Source organism: Nitratireductor sp. L15S-10 (assembly GCF_045011005.1).
Classification (GTDB): domain Bacteria; phylum Pseudomonadota; class Alphaproteobacteria; order Rhizobiales; family Rhizobiaceae; genus Nitratireductor.
In genome coordinates, this window is record NZ_CP120674.1 from 567429 (window position 1) to 584085 (window position 16657).

Here is a 16657-nt window from a genome sequence, read left to right on the forward strand (position 1 = left end):
GAAGACGCCGGGATGAACATGCCACCGGCGGAGCACGGAACCGTGCCCCGCCGTGGCATATGGGGCTGGATGTTCTTTGACTGGGCGCAGCAACCCTTTCACACGCTCATCATCACCTTTGTCTTCGCGCCCTATTTTGCTTCCGCCGTCGCGCCCGATGCGGCGCGCGGGCAGGAACTCTGGGGGCTCGCCACGGGGATTGGCGGGCTTGCCATTGCGGTTTCCTCGCCGGTTCTGGGGGCGATTGCCGATGCGACGGGGCCGCGCAAGCCCTGGATTTTCGTGTTTTCGGTGATCGGGGTTCTGGCCTGCGCGTCGCTCTGGTTCGCAGCACCGGGGGGCGGGCATGTGGGACTGGTTCTGCTTGCCGTGGCGCTTGCCGTGTTCGGCATGGAGTTCGCCGCTGTCTTCAACAATGCGATGATGCCCGATCTCGTGCCGCGCTCTGAGCTTGGGCGGCTTTCGGGCTCTGCCTGGGGGCTGGGGTATCTCGGTGGGCTCCTGTCGCTGGTTCTGGTGCTCGGCTTCATGGCAGCGCAGCCTGATACGGGCCGCACGCTTCTGGGGCTGGAGCCGATCTTCGGGCTCGATCCGGCTGCGCGTGAGGGCGACCGGGCGGCAGGGCCGCTGACGGGCTTATGGTATGCGCTGTTCGTGCTGCCTATGTTTCTGTTCACGCCCGATGCGCCGCGCCGCAAGGCGGCGACGGGGGCGATCCGCGAAGGGCTCGGCCGGCTAAGCGCCACGCTGAAGCGGCTGCCGGGCGAGCGGAGCTATTTCAGCTTTCTCCTGTCGTCCATGTTCTACCGCGATGCGCTCAACGCGCTCTATGCCTTTGGCGGCATCTATGCGGCGGGCGTGCTCAACTGGTCCATCACGCAGATCGGCCTTTTCGGGATTCTCGCCAATGTGACCGGCGCGCTGGGCGCGTGGCTGGGCGGGCGGATGGACAGGCGTTTCGGGCCGAAGCTGGTGGTGAGCGTTTCCATCGTGGTGCTGACCATGTGCGCGCTTCTGGTGATTTCCACCACGCGTGAGGAGCTTCTTTTCATGCCGATCAGCGGGGCTGGGGCAAGCAGCCTGCCCGACATTGCCTTCTTCGTGGCAGGAGCCTTCATCGGCGCTGCGGGCGGGGCGATCCAGGCAGCCTCGCGCACGCTGCTGGTGGATCAGGTTTCACGCGAGCGGGTGACAGAAGCGTTCGGGCTCTACGCGCTTTCGGGAAAGGCGACGACCTTTATCGGGCCATTCGCCATCGCCATTGCGACCGGGTATTTCGCTTCGGAGGGCTTCGGGTTTTCCGTCGAGGACGCGCAGCGGCTCGGCGTGACGCCGATCCTCGTTCTGTTCCTCATCGGGCTGGTGCTTCTGCCTTTCGTGAAGAGCCGGCATCAGGAGGCGGGCGCCTCCTGATGCTTTGCACAGCCTGCGTCAGTGACGGAAGTGGCGCATGCCGGTCATGACCATGGCGATGCCATGCTCGTCGGCGGCGGCGATGACCTCGTCGTCGCGCATGGAGCCGCCCGGCTGGATGACGGCGGTGGCGCCGGCTTCCACGGCGGAGAGAAGCCCATCGGCGAAGGGGAAGAAGGCGTCGGAGGCGACGACGGAGCCCTTCGTCAGCGGTTCGGCATTGCCGGCAGCCTGTGCCGCGTCCTCGGCCTTGCGCGCGGCGATGCGGGCAGAATCGACACGGCTCATCTGGCCGGCACCCACGCCCACGGTCGCGCCGTCTCGCACATAGACGATGGCGTTCGATTTCACGTGCTTGGCGACGCGGAAGGCGAAGACGAGATCGGCCATTTCCTTCTCGCTCGGCGCGCGCCTGGTCACGACCTTCAGATCGAGTTCGTCGACAACGCCATTGTCGCGCGACTGGACCAAAAGTCCGCCGGCAACGGTCTTGACGGCAAGGCCAGGCGCGCGCGGATCGGCGAGCCCGCCGGTGACGAGCAGGCGCAGGTTCTTCTTGGCGGCGACGATGGCGCGGGCCTCTTCGGTGGCATCGGGTGCGATGATGACCTCGGTGAAGATCCTGACGATCTCGGTGGCTGCTTCCGCATCGAGCGGGCGGTTGAGCGCGACGATGCCGCCGAATGCGGAGACCGGATCGCAGGCGAGCGCCTTCTCATAGGCTTCCCGAAGCGTCGCGCCCTCTGCGACACCGCAGGGATTGGCGTGTTTGATGATGGCGACGGCGGCGGAGCGCTCCGGCGAGAACTCGGAGACAAGCTCGAAGGCGGCGTCCGTGTCGTTGATGTTGTTGTAGGAAAGCTGCTTGCCCTGAAGCTGGGTCGCGGTGGCGACGCCGGGGCGGCTTTCACCGGTGACGTAGAAGCCGGCCGTCTGGTGCGGGTTCTCACCGTAGCGCATCACTTCCCTGAGCCTGCCGCCGACAGCGCGGAAATCCGGTGCATTGACCTTGAGCGTTTCAGCGAACCAGCTGGAGATGGCCGCGTCATAGGCTGCGGTGCGGGCGAAGGCCTTGGCGGCGAGCTCCTGGCGCAGGCGATAGGGCAGGGCGCCGTCGTTTTCGGTGAGCGCGTCGAGAATGCGGGCATAGTCGGCGGGTTCGGTCACCACGGCTACATAGGCGTGGTTCTTGGCTGCTGCGCGCAGCATGGCCGGGCCGCCAATGTCGATGTTCTCGACCGTGGTCGGATAATCGCCACCGCCGAAACGCACCTCTTCGAACGGATAGAGATTGATGACGAGAAGGTCGATGGGCGCGATGTGGTGTTCCTTCATCGCGCTGGCATGGTCTGCATCGTCGCGTATGCCCAGCAGGCCGCCATGGACGCCCGGATGCAGGGTCTTCACGCGTCCGTCCATGATCTCGGGAAAACCCGTAAGCTCGGAGACGTCGCGCACGGGGATACCTTCGCCGGAGAGTGTTCTGGACGTGCCGCCCGTTGAGACGATTTCGACATTGCGGCCCGAAAGCGCGCGGGCAAACTCCACGATGCCCTTCTTGTCGGAGACCGACAGAAGCGCGCGGCGGACGGGAACGAGATCGGGTGCGGGGATGTTCTTGGCGGCAACGGACATGCGAGGCGGCTCCGGCTTTGGGGAAGGATGTGGGGGACGTACCGGCAGGCGGGATGCAAATCAAGCTTGGTGGCGGCCGATCGGCTTTTTTGGCTGACTATCGGGCATGCATCGATTGTTCAAAAGAGCCTGGTGCCCGGCATGATGGAGAAACCTGGAATCATTCATGCCTGTGAGCCGCACCTTGAGGCTCGCGAGTGTGGCTGGATGCTGCTTGATTCAGGTCCCGGTGCGAGCCGCCCCATCGATGGGAAGCGCGGCTTTAGCGCATGACAGCGGATGCTGGGCTCATCGTGACCGCGCGACGGAATGTAAAAGACAAGCCGCCTGTCGGTGCCGCCCGTTGTGTGACGGACTTTTCGTGGTGGCCAATCTTTCCGATCTTGCCGTGTCTTCAAACGCCCAGGGGCCTGGAGCTGGACAGGGTATGACCAGGCAGACGCGCCGGCTGCCTGGATCTGAAACCGCTTTGATCCTGGTATCCGTGCCGCAGGCCGCGGGGTTTTGCCAACGCATCGGCATGGAACGGATCCATAATACATTCTGGTTGCGCCGAGAGCGTTGACGCGCAATCGGTCAGGCTGCTTCCGGGCACGACCTTCGATAAGCTCCGCAAGGCGCACACTCGACAACAGCGATCACCTGTGGCAATCAAGAGCCAATGGCGCACTCTGGAAGGTGATGTTGATAGATTTGCGGCAAAAGTCGAATTTTACCGCATATTTTATTGACTAAATACATTTATTCTGCAAATTTTCCGGAAATTGGATTTGCGGAAAAATTGCCATGGATCAGATTGACCATAAAATCGTGACCCTTCTGGCGGAAGATGCCCGCCGCTCTCTGGCTGATATTGGTGGTGTGGTGGGGCTGTCAGCTTCGGCGGTCAATGAGCGCATTCGCCGGCTTTCGGCAAGCGGTGTTATCCGGCGTTTCACGGTGGATGCCGATCCGGCGGCGCTGGGCTGTCCGGTGCTTGTTTTCATCTGGGTATCACTGGTTCAGAACGTCAATGAAGAGGCGTTTCGCGTTTTTGCGGCTGCCCACAAGGCGGTAGAGGAATGCCACCATGTGACTGGCCCGTGGTCCTATCTCATCAAGGCGCGGGTGCCCTCACTCGCCGATGTGGAAAGCGTTCTGGAAGACATGAAGAAACATGGCTTTCTCGCCCGCAGCGAATCTGTTGTCGCCCTGTCGACGGTGGAGCCGGGATCCTTCGCGCCGGTTGAAAAAGGCTGATGCCATGGATGCGCTCCTGTTCGGCAAGAGCGTGCTGCTTGGGTTGGCCGTTGCGGCGCCGCTTGGGCCAATCGGGGCGTTGTGTGTGAACAGAACGCTCGAGCATGGGCTGTGGGCCGGCTTTGCCGGCGGTCTGGGCACGGCCCTTGCAGATGCTCTCTATGCGGCGCTGGCGGCAGTCGGGTTTGCGGCGTTTGCGGCGGCCCTTGCGATGGTCGATGTGCCGCTAAAGCTTGCCGGAGGCCTGTTTCTGGCATGGCTCGGCTGGAAGAGTTTTTCGGCAGTACCGCCGCGGGTCGCTGCCAGAGCCCGGGCAAGCGATCTGTTCGGGACCGCTGCGGCCACGTTTTTTCTGACAATCACCAATCCGATGACCATTCTCGCCTTTGCGGCGATGTTTGCCGGTCTCGGGCTGGCGGATTCTCCACGTCCTACCGATGCGGCGGTCGTCGTGACTGGCGTTTTTCTCGGCTCGCTTCTGTGGTGGTTTATCTTGAGTGGCGGTGTGGCGCTGGCGCGTGCACGGCTGCCTGACGGTCTGTCGCTTTGGGTATCGCGCATATCGGGAACGATCCTGTTTGGCTTCTCCGCGCTTGCGATTGGCTCGGCGTTACACGGCTAATCGTGAGCGGCGATCCTGGCGTTCCATTCGCGCGGCGTCGTGCCGGTGATGCGCAGGAACTCGCGGTTGAAATTGGATTTGGTGTTGAAGCCGCTTGAGAGCATGGCTTCGGTGACATTTGCGCCGTCTTCCAGCGCGCGACAGGCATGCTGAATGCGATGGCGGTTGATGTAGCGCGAAACATTTTCTCCGCTTACCAGATTGATGGCTGATGAGAGTTGCTTGACCGGCACGTGCAATCGCCGTGCGAGCCGTGCGAGCGTGAGGGAGGGATCGAGATAGAGCCTGTCGGTCTCGAGAAGGGCATCGAGCCTCTGGATGAGATGGGCGTCCTGTTCAGTCGGGTTCTGTGCCTGTTCAGGCCGCTGGGGCTCTGCCTCGCCGATCGCACCTGGAGAGACTGCCAGAAGTCCGATGGCAAGCAGGGCGGCGGACGAGAATACGCTGACGATCAATGGCGGCAGCCAGGTCTTTCCAGTCATGAAGGCGAAGGCGATAAACGCGTCGCTGAGTGCCGACAGAACGAGCGCCAGGCCGATGCCACCCCAGATGCGGGCTGGCAGGCGTCCTGCCTCAAGCCGTGCCAGCGGCAGGTCCTCGCCGCTGCGATGCAGTTTCGCAAGGATCGCGAAGCCGTAAAGAACGAAGATGGCGGGCACCACCGTATCCAGAGTATCGGGAGCGAATATGACACAAAAGGCTGCAAAGCCCGGCGCGGCGAGATGTACGAGATCGCGGGGCAATGAGAACTGACGGAACGAGGCCGTCTGGAACGCCAGCCATGTCAGCGGCGGCACGAATGTGGCTGTGATGGGCTGAAAAGGCAGAAGAGCCGCGATCCCGTAGTGCTGACGCAGAGACACAATGAGGCTTTGCACTGCACAGGCCGTGAGCAGCGCCATCAGAAACGGTGGGCGCTCGCTGGAGATGGCGATCCGGATCAGTAGCCCGCCGAGCACGAAGGCGACGATCGTTGGAATGGGCAGAGCCAGCATGGATGGAGCCTGCGCGTTGCTGCAAGGGCTTGCGTTGTGACATTGCCGCCGGCCCGTGGCAATGTTTGCCGAAGCCCTGGTGCGTTTAGCGGGGTGAATCCCAGATCACTCCTTATGCGTATGAGCAGCGATCATATTATCCCAAGGCATCGGCGCGGTGCGTGGTTCGACAGATTTACCATGAGGAGCGTAGGTTCCGGTGGAAAGCTTTTCAGTGATCAGCCCATCCACTCCCTCATGGTGAGCCTGTCGAATCGTGCAGCAGGCCGTGGCTGGGAAACTGCCGGGGGCTGCATATCGCGGCCTCCGAATCGATGTGGACGGCCTGGTTCGAAAACCGGTTTCGCACGTCCTGAAACCGGTTTCAGGACGCGGGCAGAACGCGGGTTGAGCAGATTTGCGTTATCCAGATGAAAGGATGACGGATATGAAACAACTGCTTTCTGCTTTTCTCGTCGGCATGGGCCTGACGGGCGCAGCCATGGCTGAACCCTATGCCGGGTATGATCGCCTGACGGTCAAGGCGGATCACCGCCCATCGGTTCTGGCGGCCTCGCTGTGGTATCCGGCAGGTACGCCGACCTATCGTGGGCTGGTGGGGGACAATGCCGTGTTTGAGGGCACGTCTGCCTATGTCGGTGCTGCGGTGGCGGAGGGGCGCTTTCCGCTCTTCGTGCTCTCGCATGGCTCTGGTGGCAATATGGACACCGTTTCCTGGCTTTCCTCCGCTCTTGCCCTTCGCGGTGCGATGGTGCTGGCGGTGAACCATCCAGGCAGCACATCTGGCGATTCATCTCCGCGCCGTTCGCTGCGGCTCGATGAGCGGGCGGCCGATCTCAGCGCTGCACTCGACGCGCTGCTTAATGAGCCTGCGTTTGCCGATCACGTGGATCGTTCGCGCATTGCATCGCTGGGCTTTTCGCTTGGCGGCGCCACGGCGCTGAACCTTGCCGGGCTGCGCTTCGACCCTGGTGCGTATGCGGACTACTGCGCGCGGATGGGCGAGCACGGTCAGGACTGTGTGTTCTTCGCCAAGGGAGGCGTCGACCTCACGGCCTTGCCTGAAGGATTCGGTGTCGAGATGCGCGATGATCGCATCACGCGGGCCATCGCCATCGATCCGGGCATGACGTATGCCGCAACGCCCGAGAGCATCGGCAGAACGAAGACGCCGGTGCTGCTCATCAATCTCGGTGAAGCGAATCTTTTCAAGGCGGCAGATGTGGGGCCGGACGGGAGCAATCTGGCCGCAAGATTGCCCTCGGCGCTGCTGAAGACGATTGCGCCCGCCCATCACTTCACATTCCTCGCGGAGTGCAAGCCGGAAGGCGCGGCTATGCTCGCTGCAGAAAAGGACGACCCGGTGTGCGACGATCCTGAAGGGACCGATCGGGCGGCGGTTCACGAGGCGATTGTCGAGGAGATCGCGGCGTTTGCCGGGCTTTGAAACGGGAGCCGGATCAGACTGGCGCTGGTCTAACCGTTGCCGTTGATTGCGTGTGTCCTGCGGAACTGCCAGCGAATTTCCGGATGCTCTGAAGCGGTGGTGTAAAGAACGATCTGGCGGCTCCTGCGGGGGCCGCCAAGACCGGCGAAGAAGATCGATTCCTCCACCACCGGAACAATGCCTTCAACGGTGAAGAGCCAGGTGTCGGTAGCTTCACCTGCGAGAATGTGGCGTCCCTCCGGATCCCGGAAAACGTCAATGTCGGGGTGGATATGAAAACGCACAGCGAGCGCATCGTTGCCGATTGCCGTCGAAGCAGAACCATCGGGCCTGACCACGCGATCCACGCCTTCGAGCAGGGCCCCTTCCTCCGACAAGGAGAGGGCGCGTTCGTGGATGAGCCCGAAGCGTGAGACATAGCCATTGTGACTGGCAGTGAAGCGCTGGATACCGGCCCCGTCGTCGCGCCGGCACTCGACCCTGCGTGGTCCGCCGATCAGCGGAGTGCCGATCAGATCGCTCCATTTCGGTGAAAGGCTGAAGCGTGCCTGTGACGTGTCGTTGATTGTGATGGTGGAATGCGCCGCCGTGGTGCGCGCCAGCGGGCGATAGCTGTCGTCACCGTAATTGTCGATGCCGCTGTTGACCACGAACTGGTGCCGACCGGATGACATCTCGAAAGACAGGCAGCCCGCATGGGCGAAGTGGGAAAGGTCGGCCGGTGGTGGTGCCGCCGTATCGGCAATGATGGTGGTGGCACCCAGCGCCAGGCGCTCATAGCCTGAATGCGGTGCGTGCAGGAGGGGTGCGCCCCCGGTATCATCGTAGCGCAGGATGGCGGCGACACTGTCGTGCTGGGTGATGCCCATGCCGTTGAAACGGGCGATGGAACCATCGCGATGGCGGAAGAAGCGCAAAGCCGGAAGCATGCGCTCGACGGCGTCGATGAGCGCCTGCGGGGGCTGCTCGGCCTGGTTCGTATAGGTCTGCCGGAGTGGCAGAAGGTCGGTGAGGAGTTCCATGATTGCGCGCGGATTGCGCGAGACATGGCCCCCATCGGCAAGGATCTGTCGCTCAAGCTCCTGTGCGAGATTGCGGCTGGCGGCCTTGACCGCGGTGGCGGGTGCGGGAAGCGAAAGGGCGCAGAATGCCAGCGCTATGCGCGCGCGCAGGCGATCTTCTCCATCAGGTATCTCACGGGCGTTCGTGCGCAGATAGCGCATCTGCACGGCGAGCATTTTCAGGAACTGGCGGTAAAACGGAAGCTCGGCGCCCTGCAACACGACGGAAGAATGCTGAAGCCATGCGATGACGCGCCGGGATGTGGTGCCGGGCTCCCATGGCGGCCCGGAGATGCGCTTGCCGTGGAGTGAAATCCACTCCTCCACCAGAGCGCGGGCATTGGCCGAGGCCAGATCACTCTGGGCGGCGCGCATGTGGCGCAACCAGCGGAAACTGTGCAGCGCTTCCTGCCAGGCGGGGTCAGTGACCGGCACGCGGAACGGAGACTGGCCGCGTGTCTCAACAAGCTGGCCGGCGAGGAGAAACTGGCCGTGATAGATATCTCGTGCAACCTGGGGATCCGCGATGCGCAGGTCCGGCGGCGCTATCAGCACGCGTTCAGGCGTGCGGCCGGAATAGCGCCAGCGATAGGACGGGCCCGCGCGCAGACGCCGCCGCAGGCGCGCCCATGCCTGCCGCGCAACAAGGCCCCACAGCTCGTGTGGTGAGTGTCCCCGTGCTTGATCCACCGACCGACTTTTCTTTCCGTGACCCCAAATCAGCTGAGAGTCTAGTTGATTCAAGGATTTGTGCGAAGTTGAAATATATCAGTGCGCACAGATGGCAGGACCAGCTCAGGGTTCGCGTATCAGACGGGCAGCGAAGAAGCCGTCGAGACCCTGGGCGAGAGGCGTTTCGCCGAAACCATCGGCAGGGGTGGTTCGCAGGAAACCTTGCGGTGTGACGAAGGTGCTGATGCCCGGCAACTCGTCCGGATTTATGGGCTCGAGCGAGACCTTTGATGTTTCGGTCAGGAACGCGTTGAGCATCGCCTCGCCTTCGATAGGGTCGAGCGAGCAGTTGGAGAAGACGATCCGGCCACCAGGTCTGACCAGCGTCACTGCATGGTCTAGAAGCGCGCGCTGGAGGGCGGCCAGTTTCTCGATGTCTTCCGGTGTCTTGGACCATGGAACATCGGGGTGCCGCCTCACCGTGCCGGTGGAGGAGCAGGGGGCATCGATGAGGACGGCGTCGAACGGGGTTTCGGGCTTGTATTTGCGGATGTCGGATTCGACGATCTGCGCTTCGAGGCGAAGGCGTTTGAGGTTTTCGGCAAGGCGTTTGAGCCGGCTTTTCGAAAGGTCGACTGCGGTGACATCTGCGCCCGCGTGAATGAGCTGCGCCGTCTTGCCGCCGGGCGCGGCGCAGAGGTCTGCCACACGCGCGCCGGCGATGTCGCCGAGCAGTTTTGCAGGCAGGCTGGCGGCGGCATCCTGCACCCACCATGCGCCTTCCTCGAAGCCCGGAAGTGTGTCGACGCCAGCCTCAAGCTTCGCGATGCGTACGGTTCCGGTGGGCAGGACGATGCCGCCCAGGGCTTCGGCCCAGCGTTGCGGGTCTTGCCTGACGGTGAAGTCCACCGGTGGTTCCAGGCGGTGCATGGCGAGGATGGCGGCGGTCTTTTCCGCGCCATAGGCCGCTTCCAGCCGCTCGGCGAACCAGTCAGGCGCTTCGCGCGTCTGGGCAAGGGCGGCGGGAAGCGCGCGTGCCTTCACACGGATCAGATTGCGCAGAACGCCGTTGACCAGACCCGAAAAGCGGGCGAGACGCGGGTCGCTTTTTGCCTGGGTGACAGCGAGGTCTACGGCGGCGCTTTCGGGCACGTCGAGGAAAAGGATCTGCGCCGCCGCCACATGCAGCGCGTGCGAGAGGGCGCGGGCGTTGGCGGGCAACGGGCGCTCCAGACGGCGGGAAAGCAGTGCCTCGATCGTGCTGCGGTGGCGGAGCGCGCTCATCAGGATGGCGCGGACAAGCGAGCGGTCCCGCGCATCGAGCGCGCGGAAATTGGGCTGGCCGTGGGCGGGATCGGTGAGACCGTCGAGCGAGGCGTGGGCATCCACCACGGCGGCGAGCAGTTTCGTGGCCACGCGGCGGGTCTCAAGGCCGGGCTTGTCGAAGGTCTCGGGGCTGGGGCGGTTTTTGCCGGTGGCGCGGCGCGCAGTGGGGCGGCTCACGACCAGGGGCCTTTGCGCCCCTTGGCGTCACGGCCCCAGCGGGGCTCGGATTTGGGCTCGGATTTGGGCTGGGGTTGGGGCCGGGGTTCGGGTGCTTCGGTCCGGGCGCCCCATGGACCGTGGTTTTCCTCACGGCGTTGCGGCTCAGGCGTCGCGCGCATTTCGCCCGCCATTGCCTGAAGCGCGGCGATGCGGTTGTCCGTGTCCGGGTGGGTGGAAAACAGATTGTCCATGCGCTCGCCCGAGAGCGGATTGATGATGAACATGTGCGCCGTGGCGGGATTGCGCTCGGCATCCTGATTGACCACCTGCCTGGCGCGCCGGGCGATCTTGTCGAGCGCGGAAGCGAGCCACAGCGGGTTGCCGCAGATTTCTGCGCCGCGCCGGTCGGCGGAATATTCGCGGGTACGGCTGATGGCCATCTGTACCAGCATGGCGGCGAGCGGGGCGACGATCATCGCCACGAGGATCCCGACGAAACCGAGCGGGTTGTTGTTGTCGCGGTTGCCGCCGAAAAAGAACGCGAAATTGCCGAGCATGGAGATCGCGCCGGCAAGGGTCGCGGTGATGGTCATGGTGAGCGTGTCGCGGTTCTGGACATGGGCAAGCTCGTGCGCCATGACGCCGGCCACCTCTTCATAGCTCAGGCGATCGAGAAGGCCGGTGGTCGCGGCCACGGCGGCGTTCTGCGGGTTGCGGCCGGTGGCAAACGCGTTGGGCTGGTCGTTCTGGATCAGGTAGACGCGCGGCATGGGAAGGCCGGCGCGCGCGGCCAGATCGCGCACGATGCCGAAATATTCCGGCGCGTTGCGCTCATCGACCTCGACGGCGTTGTGCATCCTGAGCACCATCTTGTCGGCATTCCAGTAGCTGAACAGATTCATGGCCGCTGCAATCAGGAAGGCGATCATCATGCCGCCTGTACCCCCGATCAGATAGCCCACGCCCATGAAGAGTGCCGTCATGAGGGCCAAGAGCATCGCGGTGCGTATCATGTTCATCGTTGTCTCAAGCTCCAGAAACAAGGCTGCGCCGGCGTTTTCCATGGCGCGACCAATCGCTTATATGATGGGGAACGCGCTTCGTGTATTCAATATTTCACCGTTTTCGAGAGGAATTCGCCGTGAAGGAAGAGACGGACAGACAGGAAGAGCAGCCGAAGAAGGCGCTGACGCCTGCGGCAAGGCGCGCGCTGGCGGAAGCTGAGGAAAGGCGCAGGGCCTATGCGGCAGAGGCCGCGAAGGCCCCGAAGGAGCTTGGCGGCCGCGGCGGACAGGATCCCGCCCGCTATGGCGACTGGGAAGTGAAGGGCATCGCTACCGACTTCTGATAGCGGGTTGCGCGAAACGCATTAGAGGAATATATTCCTCTAATGCGTTTCTCTTGTCCCATATTCATATCTGCGCTGGCAATTGCCTGTCTGCTGGTCTGGCAACCCACCTCCCACGCAGCCCGCAGGGAGACGATCTCCGGACCGGTGGAGGCGCGTGTCGTTCGCGTGATCGACGGAGATACATTTGTTGCCGAGGCGCATGTCTGGCCCGGCCAGCGCATCACGGTGAGCGTGCGCATTCGCGGCGTCGATGCACCCGAAATGCGAAGCCGCTGCGCTGTCGAGAAGGCTGCGGCGCGCGAGGCACGCGTAGCGCTCGAGCGCTTGCTCGCCGAAGGGACTGTCTGGATAAGCGACATTAGCGGCGGCAAGTATTACGGGCGCGTGCTTGCCGATGTGGTGACGGAACCGGGCGGAGATGTTGCATCGCGTCTGCTGGATGCCCGGCTTGTGGCGGCCTATGGCGGCGGGCGGCGGGTTTCGTTCGTGTGTTGATGGTGGCGTGATTTTTTTAAGGTGTTGGTGCTGGCCCCTCATCCTCACCTTCTCTCAGTGCACGGGGAGAAGGGGCTTCGAAGTCAGCGCCTTCTGATCAAACACGAAACCCATTCTAAAAACAAAAGGCCGTTCCCGAAGGAACGGCCCCGTGTTTTCGAATTCTCACGCGGTCATGGCTGGTCTGCGATTGCAGTCCATCCGCGTTTCATGCGCTTCAGCGGGAAGACTGCTCCCCGCGAAGGCAATCCATCGAGACCACGCTTGAACGGAAATCACTCGACATTGGATCACCTCCTTTCGGTTTGTTGACGACACACCCAATGTGGAGGCGTTCGTCCGGTTCTGCAAGGGGTGCATAGAAACGCCGCGCGAGCTGCGCGGCGTTCAGGAATGTCAGCCCTTCTTGTTCTGGCGGTTCTCAACCAGATCGTCGACCACGGCCGGATCGGCGAGGGTCGATGTATCGCCAAGCGCGCCGTAATCGTCTTCGGCGATCTTGCGCAGGATGCGCCGCATGATCTTGCCCGAGCGCGTCTTCGGCAGGCCGGGCGCGAACTGGATCTTGTCCGGTGAAGCGATCGGACCGATCTCGCTGCGCACATGGGCGACAAGCTCTTTCTTCAACTCCTCGGAGCCTTCCTCGCCGGCCATGAGCGTCACATAGCAGTAGATGCCCTGGCCCTTCACATCGTGCGGATAGCCGACAACGGCGGCTTCCGAGACCTTGTCATGGCTGACAAGCGCGGATTCCACCTCGGCCGTGCCCATGCGGTGGCCTGACACGTTGATGACGTCATCGACGCGCCCGGTGATCCAGTAATAGCCATCCTCGTCGCGGCGGCAGCCATCGCCGGTGAAATATTTGCCTTTGTAGGTGGAGAAATAGGTCTGGATAAAGCGCTCGTGATCGCCGTAGACGGAGCGCATCTGGCCCGGCCAGGAATCCGTGATGCAGAGATTGCCGCTTGTGGCGCCTTCCAGCACCTGCCCCTCGCCATCCACGAGCTGCGGCTGGACGCCGAAGAACGGGCGCGTGGCGGAGCCCGCCTTGAGATCCGTGGCACCGGGCAGCGGTGTGATGAGGATGCCGCCCGTTTCCGTCTGCCACCAGGTATCGACGATGGGGGACTTCCCGTCGCCGACGACGTTGTAATACCACTCCCAGGCTTCCGGATTAATCGGCTCGCCGACGGAACCCAGAATGCGTAAGGATTTACGCGAGGCGCGGGTGACGAATTCGTCGCCGGCACCCATCAGGGCGCGGATCGCGGTGGGAGCGGTGTAGAAAATGTTGACATTGTGCTTGTCGACCACCTGCCAGAAGCGGGAGGCGTCCGGATAGTTCGGAACGCCCTCGAACATGAGGGTGATGGCGCCATTGGCGAGCGGGCCGTAGACGATGTAGCTGTGGCCGGTGACCCAGCCCACATCGGCGGTGCACCAGTAGATGTCGCCTTCATGATAGTCGAAGACATATTCATGCGTCATCGAGGCGTAGACGAGATAGCCGCCTGTCGTGTGCAGCACACCCTTGGGCTTGCCGGTGGAGCCGGAGGTGTAGAGGATGAAGAGCGGATCCTCCGCCTTCATCTTTTCCGGCTTGCACTCGGGCTTCGCCCTGGCAGTTTCCTCGTGATACCAGAGATCGCGGCCCTCGGACCAATTGATCTTGCCGGCAGTCCGCTGGACGACCAGAACATGGCGCACTTTCGCGCCTGCCTTTTCGGCAAGGGCCACGGCCCTGTCGGTGTTTTCCTTGAGCGGGATCTTCTTGCCGCCGCGCACGCCTTCGTCCGCGGTGATGACGAAATCGGACTGGCAGTCCTCGATGCGGCCGGCAAGCGAATCGGGCGAGAACCCGCCGAACACGACCGAGTGGACCGCGCCGATGCGCGCGCAGGCGAGCATCGCATAGGTGGCTTCCGGGATCATCGGCATGTAGATGGTGACGCGGTCGCCCTTCTTGACGCCGCGCGCCTTCAACACATTGGCAAGCCGGCAGACATGCTCGTAAAGCTCGTTATAGGTGATCTTCCTGTCGTCGTATGGATTGTCGCCTTCCCAGATGATGGCGGTCTGGTTGCCGCGCTTCTTCAGATGGCGATCGATGCAGTTGTAGGCGACATTGGTGACGCCATCCTCGAACCACTTGATGGAAACCTTGCCCTTGAAAGAGGTGTTTTTCACCTTGGTATAGGGCTTGAACCAGTCGATGCGCTTGCCGTGCTTTTTCCAGAACTTCTCCGGATCCCTGACGCTGTCCTTGTACCATTTGAGATACGTCTCATTGTCGATGAGCGCGTTTTTCTTCCACGCGGATTTGACGCGGTGAACATGCACTTCGGACATTTTTCCTCCTCCGGATATGCGCTTGCCGGGACGTAATCTGCGTCGTGCAACGCAGCGGTCGCTAGCTCGCGCGCATTATTACCATTCTGCCTTCTGCTACAACATTAGACATTTGGTGGCAGCGGCTGAAACGAGCGAAATCGCATGGACCAGGAGCGTTAGCATCCTTGAGTGACGGCTGCTAACAATATGTATTTACACGATAAATTTACGTGCTCGTGACAGCATCTCACTGGACGGCGGCGCACTTTCACCGCACAATTTTTCAGTCCGGAACCGATTCGGAAAGGAAGCACATGCAGCAGACGGGCGAAATGGAGCTGATGCTCCGGGGCTATGGGCTGACGACGGCAGAATTTCTCTATCACCTGCCTGATCACCCGACGATCTTGCAGAGTTTTCTATGGCAGCATTACGACACCGCACCGGATTTTCCGGCACTTTACCGGTTCATCGATTTCTGGAACGAGACGCTGGACGGCCCGCTCCATTCGGTGACCTACACACACCGAAAGCTGATCTCTCCCAACGAGTGGCGTAGCGTCGCCGGAGAACTCGTTCTGCATTGATGCCTGTTGAGGCGATGCCTGTTGGGGTCAGGCGCAGCCGGGCATGGAGCTTCCTCCTCGCTCCGTGTCCGGTTGCCACGTTTTCCGATTGGGTGGCGGGCTCCGCCAGCAGCGACCAGCCATTGTGCCTATATTCCTACCCTTCAATCTCAGGTGTAGACTGCCGTTCTGGGAATGAGGAGACGAGGAACCGGTACGCTATTGCTCCGGTGGCCGCGTCGCATTGTGTAAGGGGCAACAATGAACGGGCTTGCGAGAGTTTGCTGGGTTACGGCTCCGCTTTATGCGGTGCTCGGGATGGTTTTCGGTATATACATGTCGGCTTCGGGTGATCACACCTTCTCGCCGGCGCACGGGCATCTGAACCTTCTGGGCTGGGTGACCATCGCGCTTTATGGGGCGTTCTACACGCTGGTGCCGGAGGCGGCGGCAAGCCGGCTCGCCAAGCTGCAGGTGCTGCTCGCCCAGCTCGGGGTGATCGTTATTGTTCCGGGCATCATTTTCGCGATTTCGGGAACAGGCGAGGGACTGGCGAAAGTGGGATCGGTGCTTATTCTGATTGCCGCGCTGCTTTTTCTCGTGATTGTCGTGCGTGGGACGGGACGTTCGGCAGCAGATGCATGAAATCTCAGCGTGCGCCGAAGATCGCTGATCCGACGCGAACACTGGTGGCACCAAAGGCGATGGCCTTTTCGTAGTCACCGGACATGCCCATGGAGCATTTCTCGACGCCGGCCTCGGCGGCGAGCTTTTTCAGAAGGGCGAAATGCGGGCCGGGGTTTTCATCAAGCGGGGGGATGCACATCAGCCCTTCGATGGCGAGGCCGTATTCCTCGCGGCAATGTTTGACGAAAGTCACGGCCTGGCGCGGGTCGATGCCGGCTTTCTGTTCTTCGAGGCCGGTATTGACCTGGACATAAAGACGCGGGTGACGGTCCTGTTTCTGCATCTCGTTTGAGAGCGCACGGGCAATTTTTTCCCGGTCGACGCTCTCGATCACGTCGAAAAGGGCGACGGCATCGGCGGCCTTGTTGGACTGCAGCGGGCCGATCAGGCGCAGCTCGATGTCGGGATGCGCTTCCTTCAGCGCGGGCCATTTGCCCTGGGCCTCCTGAACCCTGTTCTCGCCGAACACACGCTGCCCTGCCTCGATGACCGGGCGGATCTGATCTGCTTCGAACGTCTTGGAAACGGCGACCAGTGTGACCGGTTCGCCTGAGCGTCCGGCAGCTTTCTCCGCCTCTGCTATCTTCGCTTTGACATCCTGCAGATTCTCGACGGCGTGGCTCATCGGTTCGCTGATCCCTCTTCCAAAAAGGCC

Annotated in this window: 15 protein-coding genes; 8 read left to right on the forward strand and 7 right to left on the reverse strand. The window is 62.3% G+C overall.

Annotation, left to right across the window (positions count from 1 at the left end; translation table 11 throughout):
- Window positions 1–12: 12 nt before the first annotated feature.
- Window positions 13–1413, forward strand: coding sequence for an MFS transporter (locus P2W41_RS02795; protein WP_404934908.1), 1401 nt, complete (start codon window positions 13–15; stop codon window positions 1411–1413).
- A gap of 18 nt (window positions 1414–1431) precedes the next feature.
- Here P2W41_RS02795 and purH read toward each other — a convergent pair whose 3' ends face one another.
- Window positions 1432–3048 (reverse strand): bifunctional phosphoribosylaminoimidazolecarboxamide formyltransferase/IMP cyclohydrolase, encoded by a 1617-nt coding sequence (purH, locus tag P2W41_RS02800; protein ID WP_404934243.1) that lies wholly within the window; start codon window positions 3046–3048, stop codon window positions 1432–1434.
- A gap of 786 nt (window positions 3049–3834) precedes the next feature.
- Between purH and P2W41_RS02805 the strand changes: the two genes are divergently transcribed.
- Window positions 3835–4287 carry an Lrp/AsnC family transcriptional regulator gene (locus P2W41_RS02805; RefSeq protein ID WP_007008348.1) on the forward strand — a complete coding sequence of 151 codons (453 nt, stop codon included), beginning with the start codon at window positions 3835–3837 and terminating at the stop codon, window positions 4285–4287.
- 4 nt (window positions 4288–4291) lie between these two features.
- Entirely contained in the window at window positions 4292–4909 is a 618-nt protein-coding gene (locus P2W41_RS02810; protein WP_404934244.1) for a LysE family translocator, read from the forward strand.
- On the opposite strand, the gene P2W41_RS02815 is transcribed toward P2W41_RS02810, so the two are convergent.
- On the reverse strand, window positions 4906–5904 hold the full coding sequence (locus P2W41_RS02815) for a helix-turn-helix domain-containing protein (RefSeq protein ID WP_404934245.1): 999 nt from the start codon (window positions 5902–5904) through the stop codon (window positions 4906–4908). The genes P2W41_RS02810 and P2W41_RS02815 overlap by 4 nt on opposite strands.
- Before the next feature lie 427 nt (window positions 5905–6331).
- Between P2W41_RS02815 and P2W41_RS02820 the strand changes: the two genes are divergently transcribed.
- On the forward strand, window positions 6332–7351 hold the full coding sequence (locus P2W41_RS02820) for an alpha/beta hydrolase family protein (protein ID WP_404934246.1): 1020 nt from the start codon (window positions 6332–6334) through the stop codon (window positions 7349–7351).
- Between the two features lie 29 nt (window positions 7352–7380).
- Here the strand turns inward: P2W41_RS02820 and P2W41_RS02825 are convergent, their stop codons facing one another.
- The 3 genes from P2W41_RS02825 to htpX all read right to left on the reverse strand — a co-directional run bounded on the left by P2W41_RS02825 (window position 7381) and on the right by htpX (window position 11588).
- Window positions 7381–9102, reverse strand: a complete 1722-nt coding sequence (locus tag P2W41_RS02825) for a heparinase II/III family protein (RefSeq protein WP_404934247.1) — start codon at window positions 9100–9102, stop codon at window positions 7381–7383.
- A gap of 105 nt (window positions 9103–9207) precedes the next feature.
- Complete coding sequence (locus P2W41_RS02830; RefSeq protein WP_404934909.1) at window positions 9208–10593, reverse strand: RsmB/NOP family class I SAM-dependent RNA methyltransferase; 1386 nt, start codon at window positions 10591–10593, stop codon at window positions 9208–9210.
- Window positions 10584–11588 carry a zinc metalloprotease HtpX gene (gene htpX / locus P2W41_RS02835; RefSeq protein WP_404934248.1) on the reverse strand — a complete coding sequence of 335 codons (1005 nt, stop codon included), beginning with the start codon at window positions 11586–11588 and terminating at the stop codon, window positions 10584–10586. Before htpX ends, P2W41_RS02830 begins: the two co-directional genes overlap by 10 nt.
- Before the next feature lie 122 nt (window positions 11589–11710).
- Between htpX and P2W41_RS02840 the strand changes: the two genes are divergently transcribed.
- On the forward strand, window positions 11711–11917 hold the full coding sequence (locus P2W41_RS02840) for a DUF1674 domain-containing protein (protein ID WP_292898031.1): 207 nt from the start codon (window positions 11711–11713) through the stop codon (window positions 11915–11917).
- A gap of 42 nt (window positions 11918–11959) precedes the next feature.
- Window positions 11960–12415 carry a thermonuclease family protein gene (locus P2W41_RS02845; protein WP_292898029.1) on the forward strand — a complete coding sequence of 152 codons (456 nt, stop codon included), beginning with the start codon at window positions 11960–11962 and terminating at the stop codon, window positions 12413–12415.
- Between the two features lie 396 nt (window positions 12416–12811).
- Here the strand turns inward: P2W41_RS02845 and acs are convergent, their stop codons facing one another.
- On the reverse strand, window positions 12812–14767 hold the full coding sequence (gene acs / locus P2W41_RS02850; protein ID WP_404934249.1) for an acetate--CoA ligase: 1956 nt from the start codon (window positions 14765–14767) through the stop codon (window positions 12812–12814).
- 296 nt (window positions 14768–15063) lie between these two features.
- On the opposite strand from acs, the gene P2W41_RS02855 reads away from it, so the two are divergent.
- Together P2W41_RS02855 and P2W41_RS02860 are read left to right on the forward strand one after the other, a co-directional pair.
- On the forward strand, window positions 15064–15336 hold the full coding sequence (locus tag P2W41_RS02855; RefSeq protein ID WP_292898025.1) for an usg protein: 273 nt from the start codon (window positions 15064–15066) through the stop codon (window positions 15334–15336).
- Window positions 15337–15576: 240 nt separating this feature from the next.
- Window positions 15577–15960 (forward strand): hypothetical protein, encoded by a 384-nt coding sequence (locus P2W41_RS02860; protein ID WP_404934250.1) that lies wholly within the window; start codon window positions 15577–15579, stop codon window positions 15958–15960.
- 4 nt (window positions 15961–15964) lie between these two features.
- Here P2W41_RS02860 and P2W41_RS02865 read toward each other — a convergent pair whose 3' ends face one another.
- Entirely contained in the window at window positions 15965–16627 is a 663-nt protein-coding gene (locus tag P2W41_RS02865; RefSeq protein WP_292898021.1) for a YggS family pyridoxal phosphate-dependent enzyme, read from the reverse strand.
- Window positions 16628–16657 lie beyond the last annotated feature (30 nt).

Bases quoted from the DNA above. Each gene is read 5' to 3' on its own strand.
- P2W41_RS02795 (WP_404934908.1), top strand. From the start codon at position 13: ATGAACATGCCACCGGCGGAGCACGGAACCGTGCCCCGCCGTGGCATA.
- purH (WP_404934243.1), bottom strand. From the start codon at position 3,048: ATGTCCGTTGCCGCCAAGAACATCCCCGCACCCGATCTCGTTCCCGTC.
- P2W41_RS02805 (WP_007008348.1), top strand. From the start codon at position 3,835: ATGGATCAGATTGACCATAAAATCGTGACCCTTCTGGCGGAAGATGCC.
- P2W41_RS02810 (WP_404934244.1), top strand. From the start codon at position 4,292: ATGGATGCGCTCCTGTTCGGCAAGAGCGTGCTGCTTGGGTTGGCCGTT.
- P2W41_RS02815 (WP_404934245.1), bottom strand. From the start codon at position 5,904: ATGCTGGCTCTGCCCATTCCAACGATCGTCGCCTTCGTGCTCGGCGGG.
- P2W41_RS02820 (WP_404934246.1), top strand. From the start codon at position 6,332: ATGAAACAACTGCTTTCTGCTTTTCTCGTCGGCATGGGCCTGACGGGC.
- htpX (WP_404934248.1), bottom strand. From the start codon at position 11,588: ATGAACATGATACGCACCGCGATGCTCTTGGCCCTCATGACGGCACTC.
- P2W41_RS02845 (WP_292898029.1), top strand. From the start codon at position 11,960: ATGCGTTTCTCTTGTCCCATATTCATATCTGCGCTGGCAATTGCCTGT.
- acs (WP_404934249.1), bottom strand. From the start codon at position 14,767: ATGTCCGAAGTGCATGTTCACCGCGTCAAATCCGCGTGGAAGAAAAAC.
- P2W41_RS02855 (WP_292898025.1), top strand. From the start codon at position 15,064: ATGCAGCAGACGGGCGAAATGGAGCTGATGCTCCGGGGCTATGGGCTG.
- P2W41_RS02860 (WP_404934250.1), top strand. From the start codon at position 15,577: ATGAACGGGCTTGCGAGAGTTTGCTGGGTTACGGCTCCGCTTTATGCG.
- P2W41_RS02865 (WP_292898021.1), bottom strand. From the start codon at position 16,627: ATGAGCCACGCCGTCGAGAATCTGCAGGATGTCAAAGCGAAGATAGCA.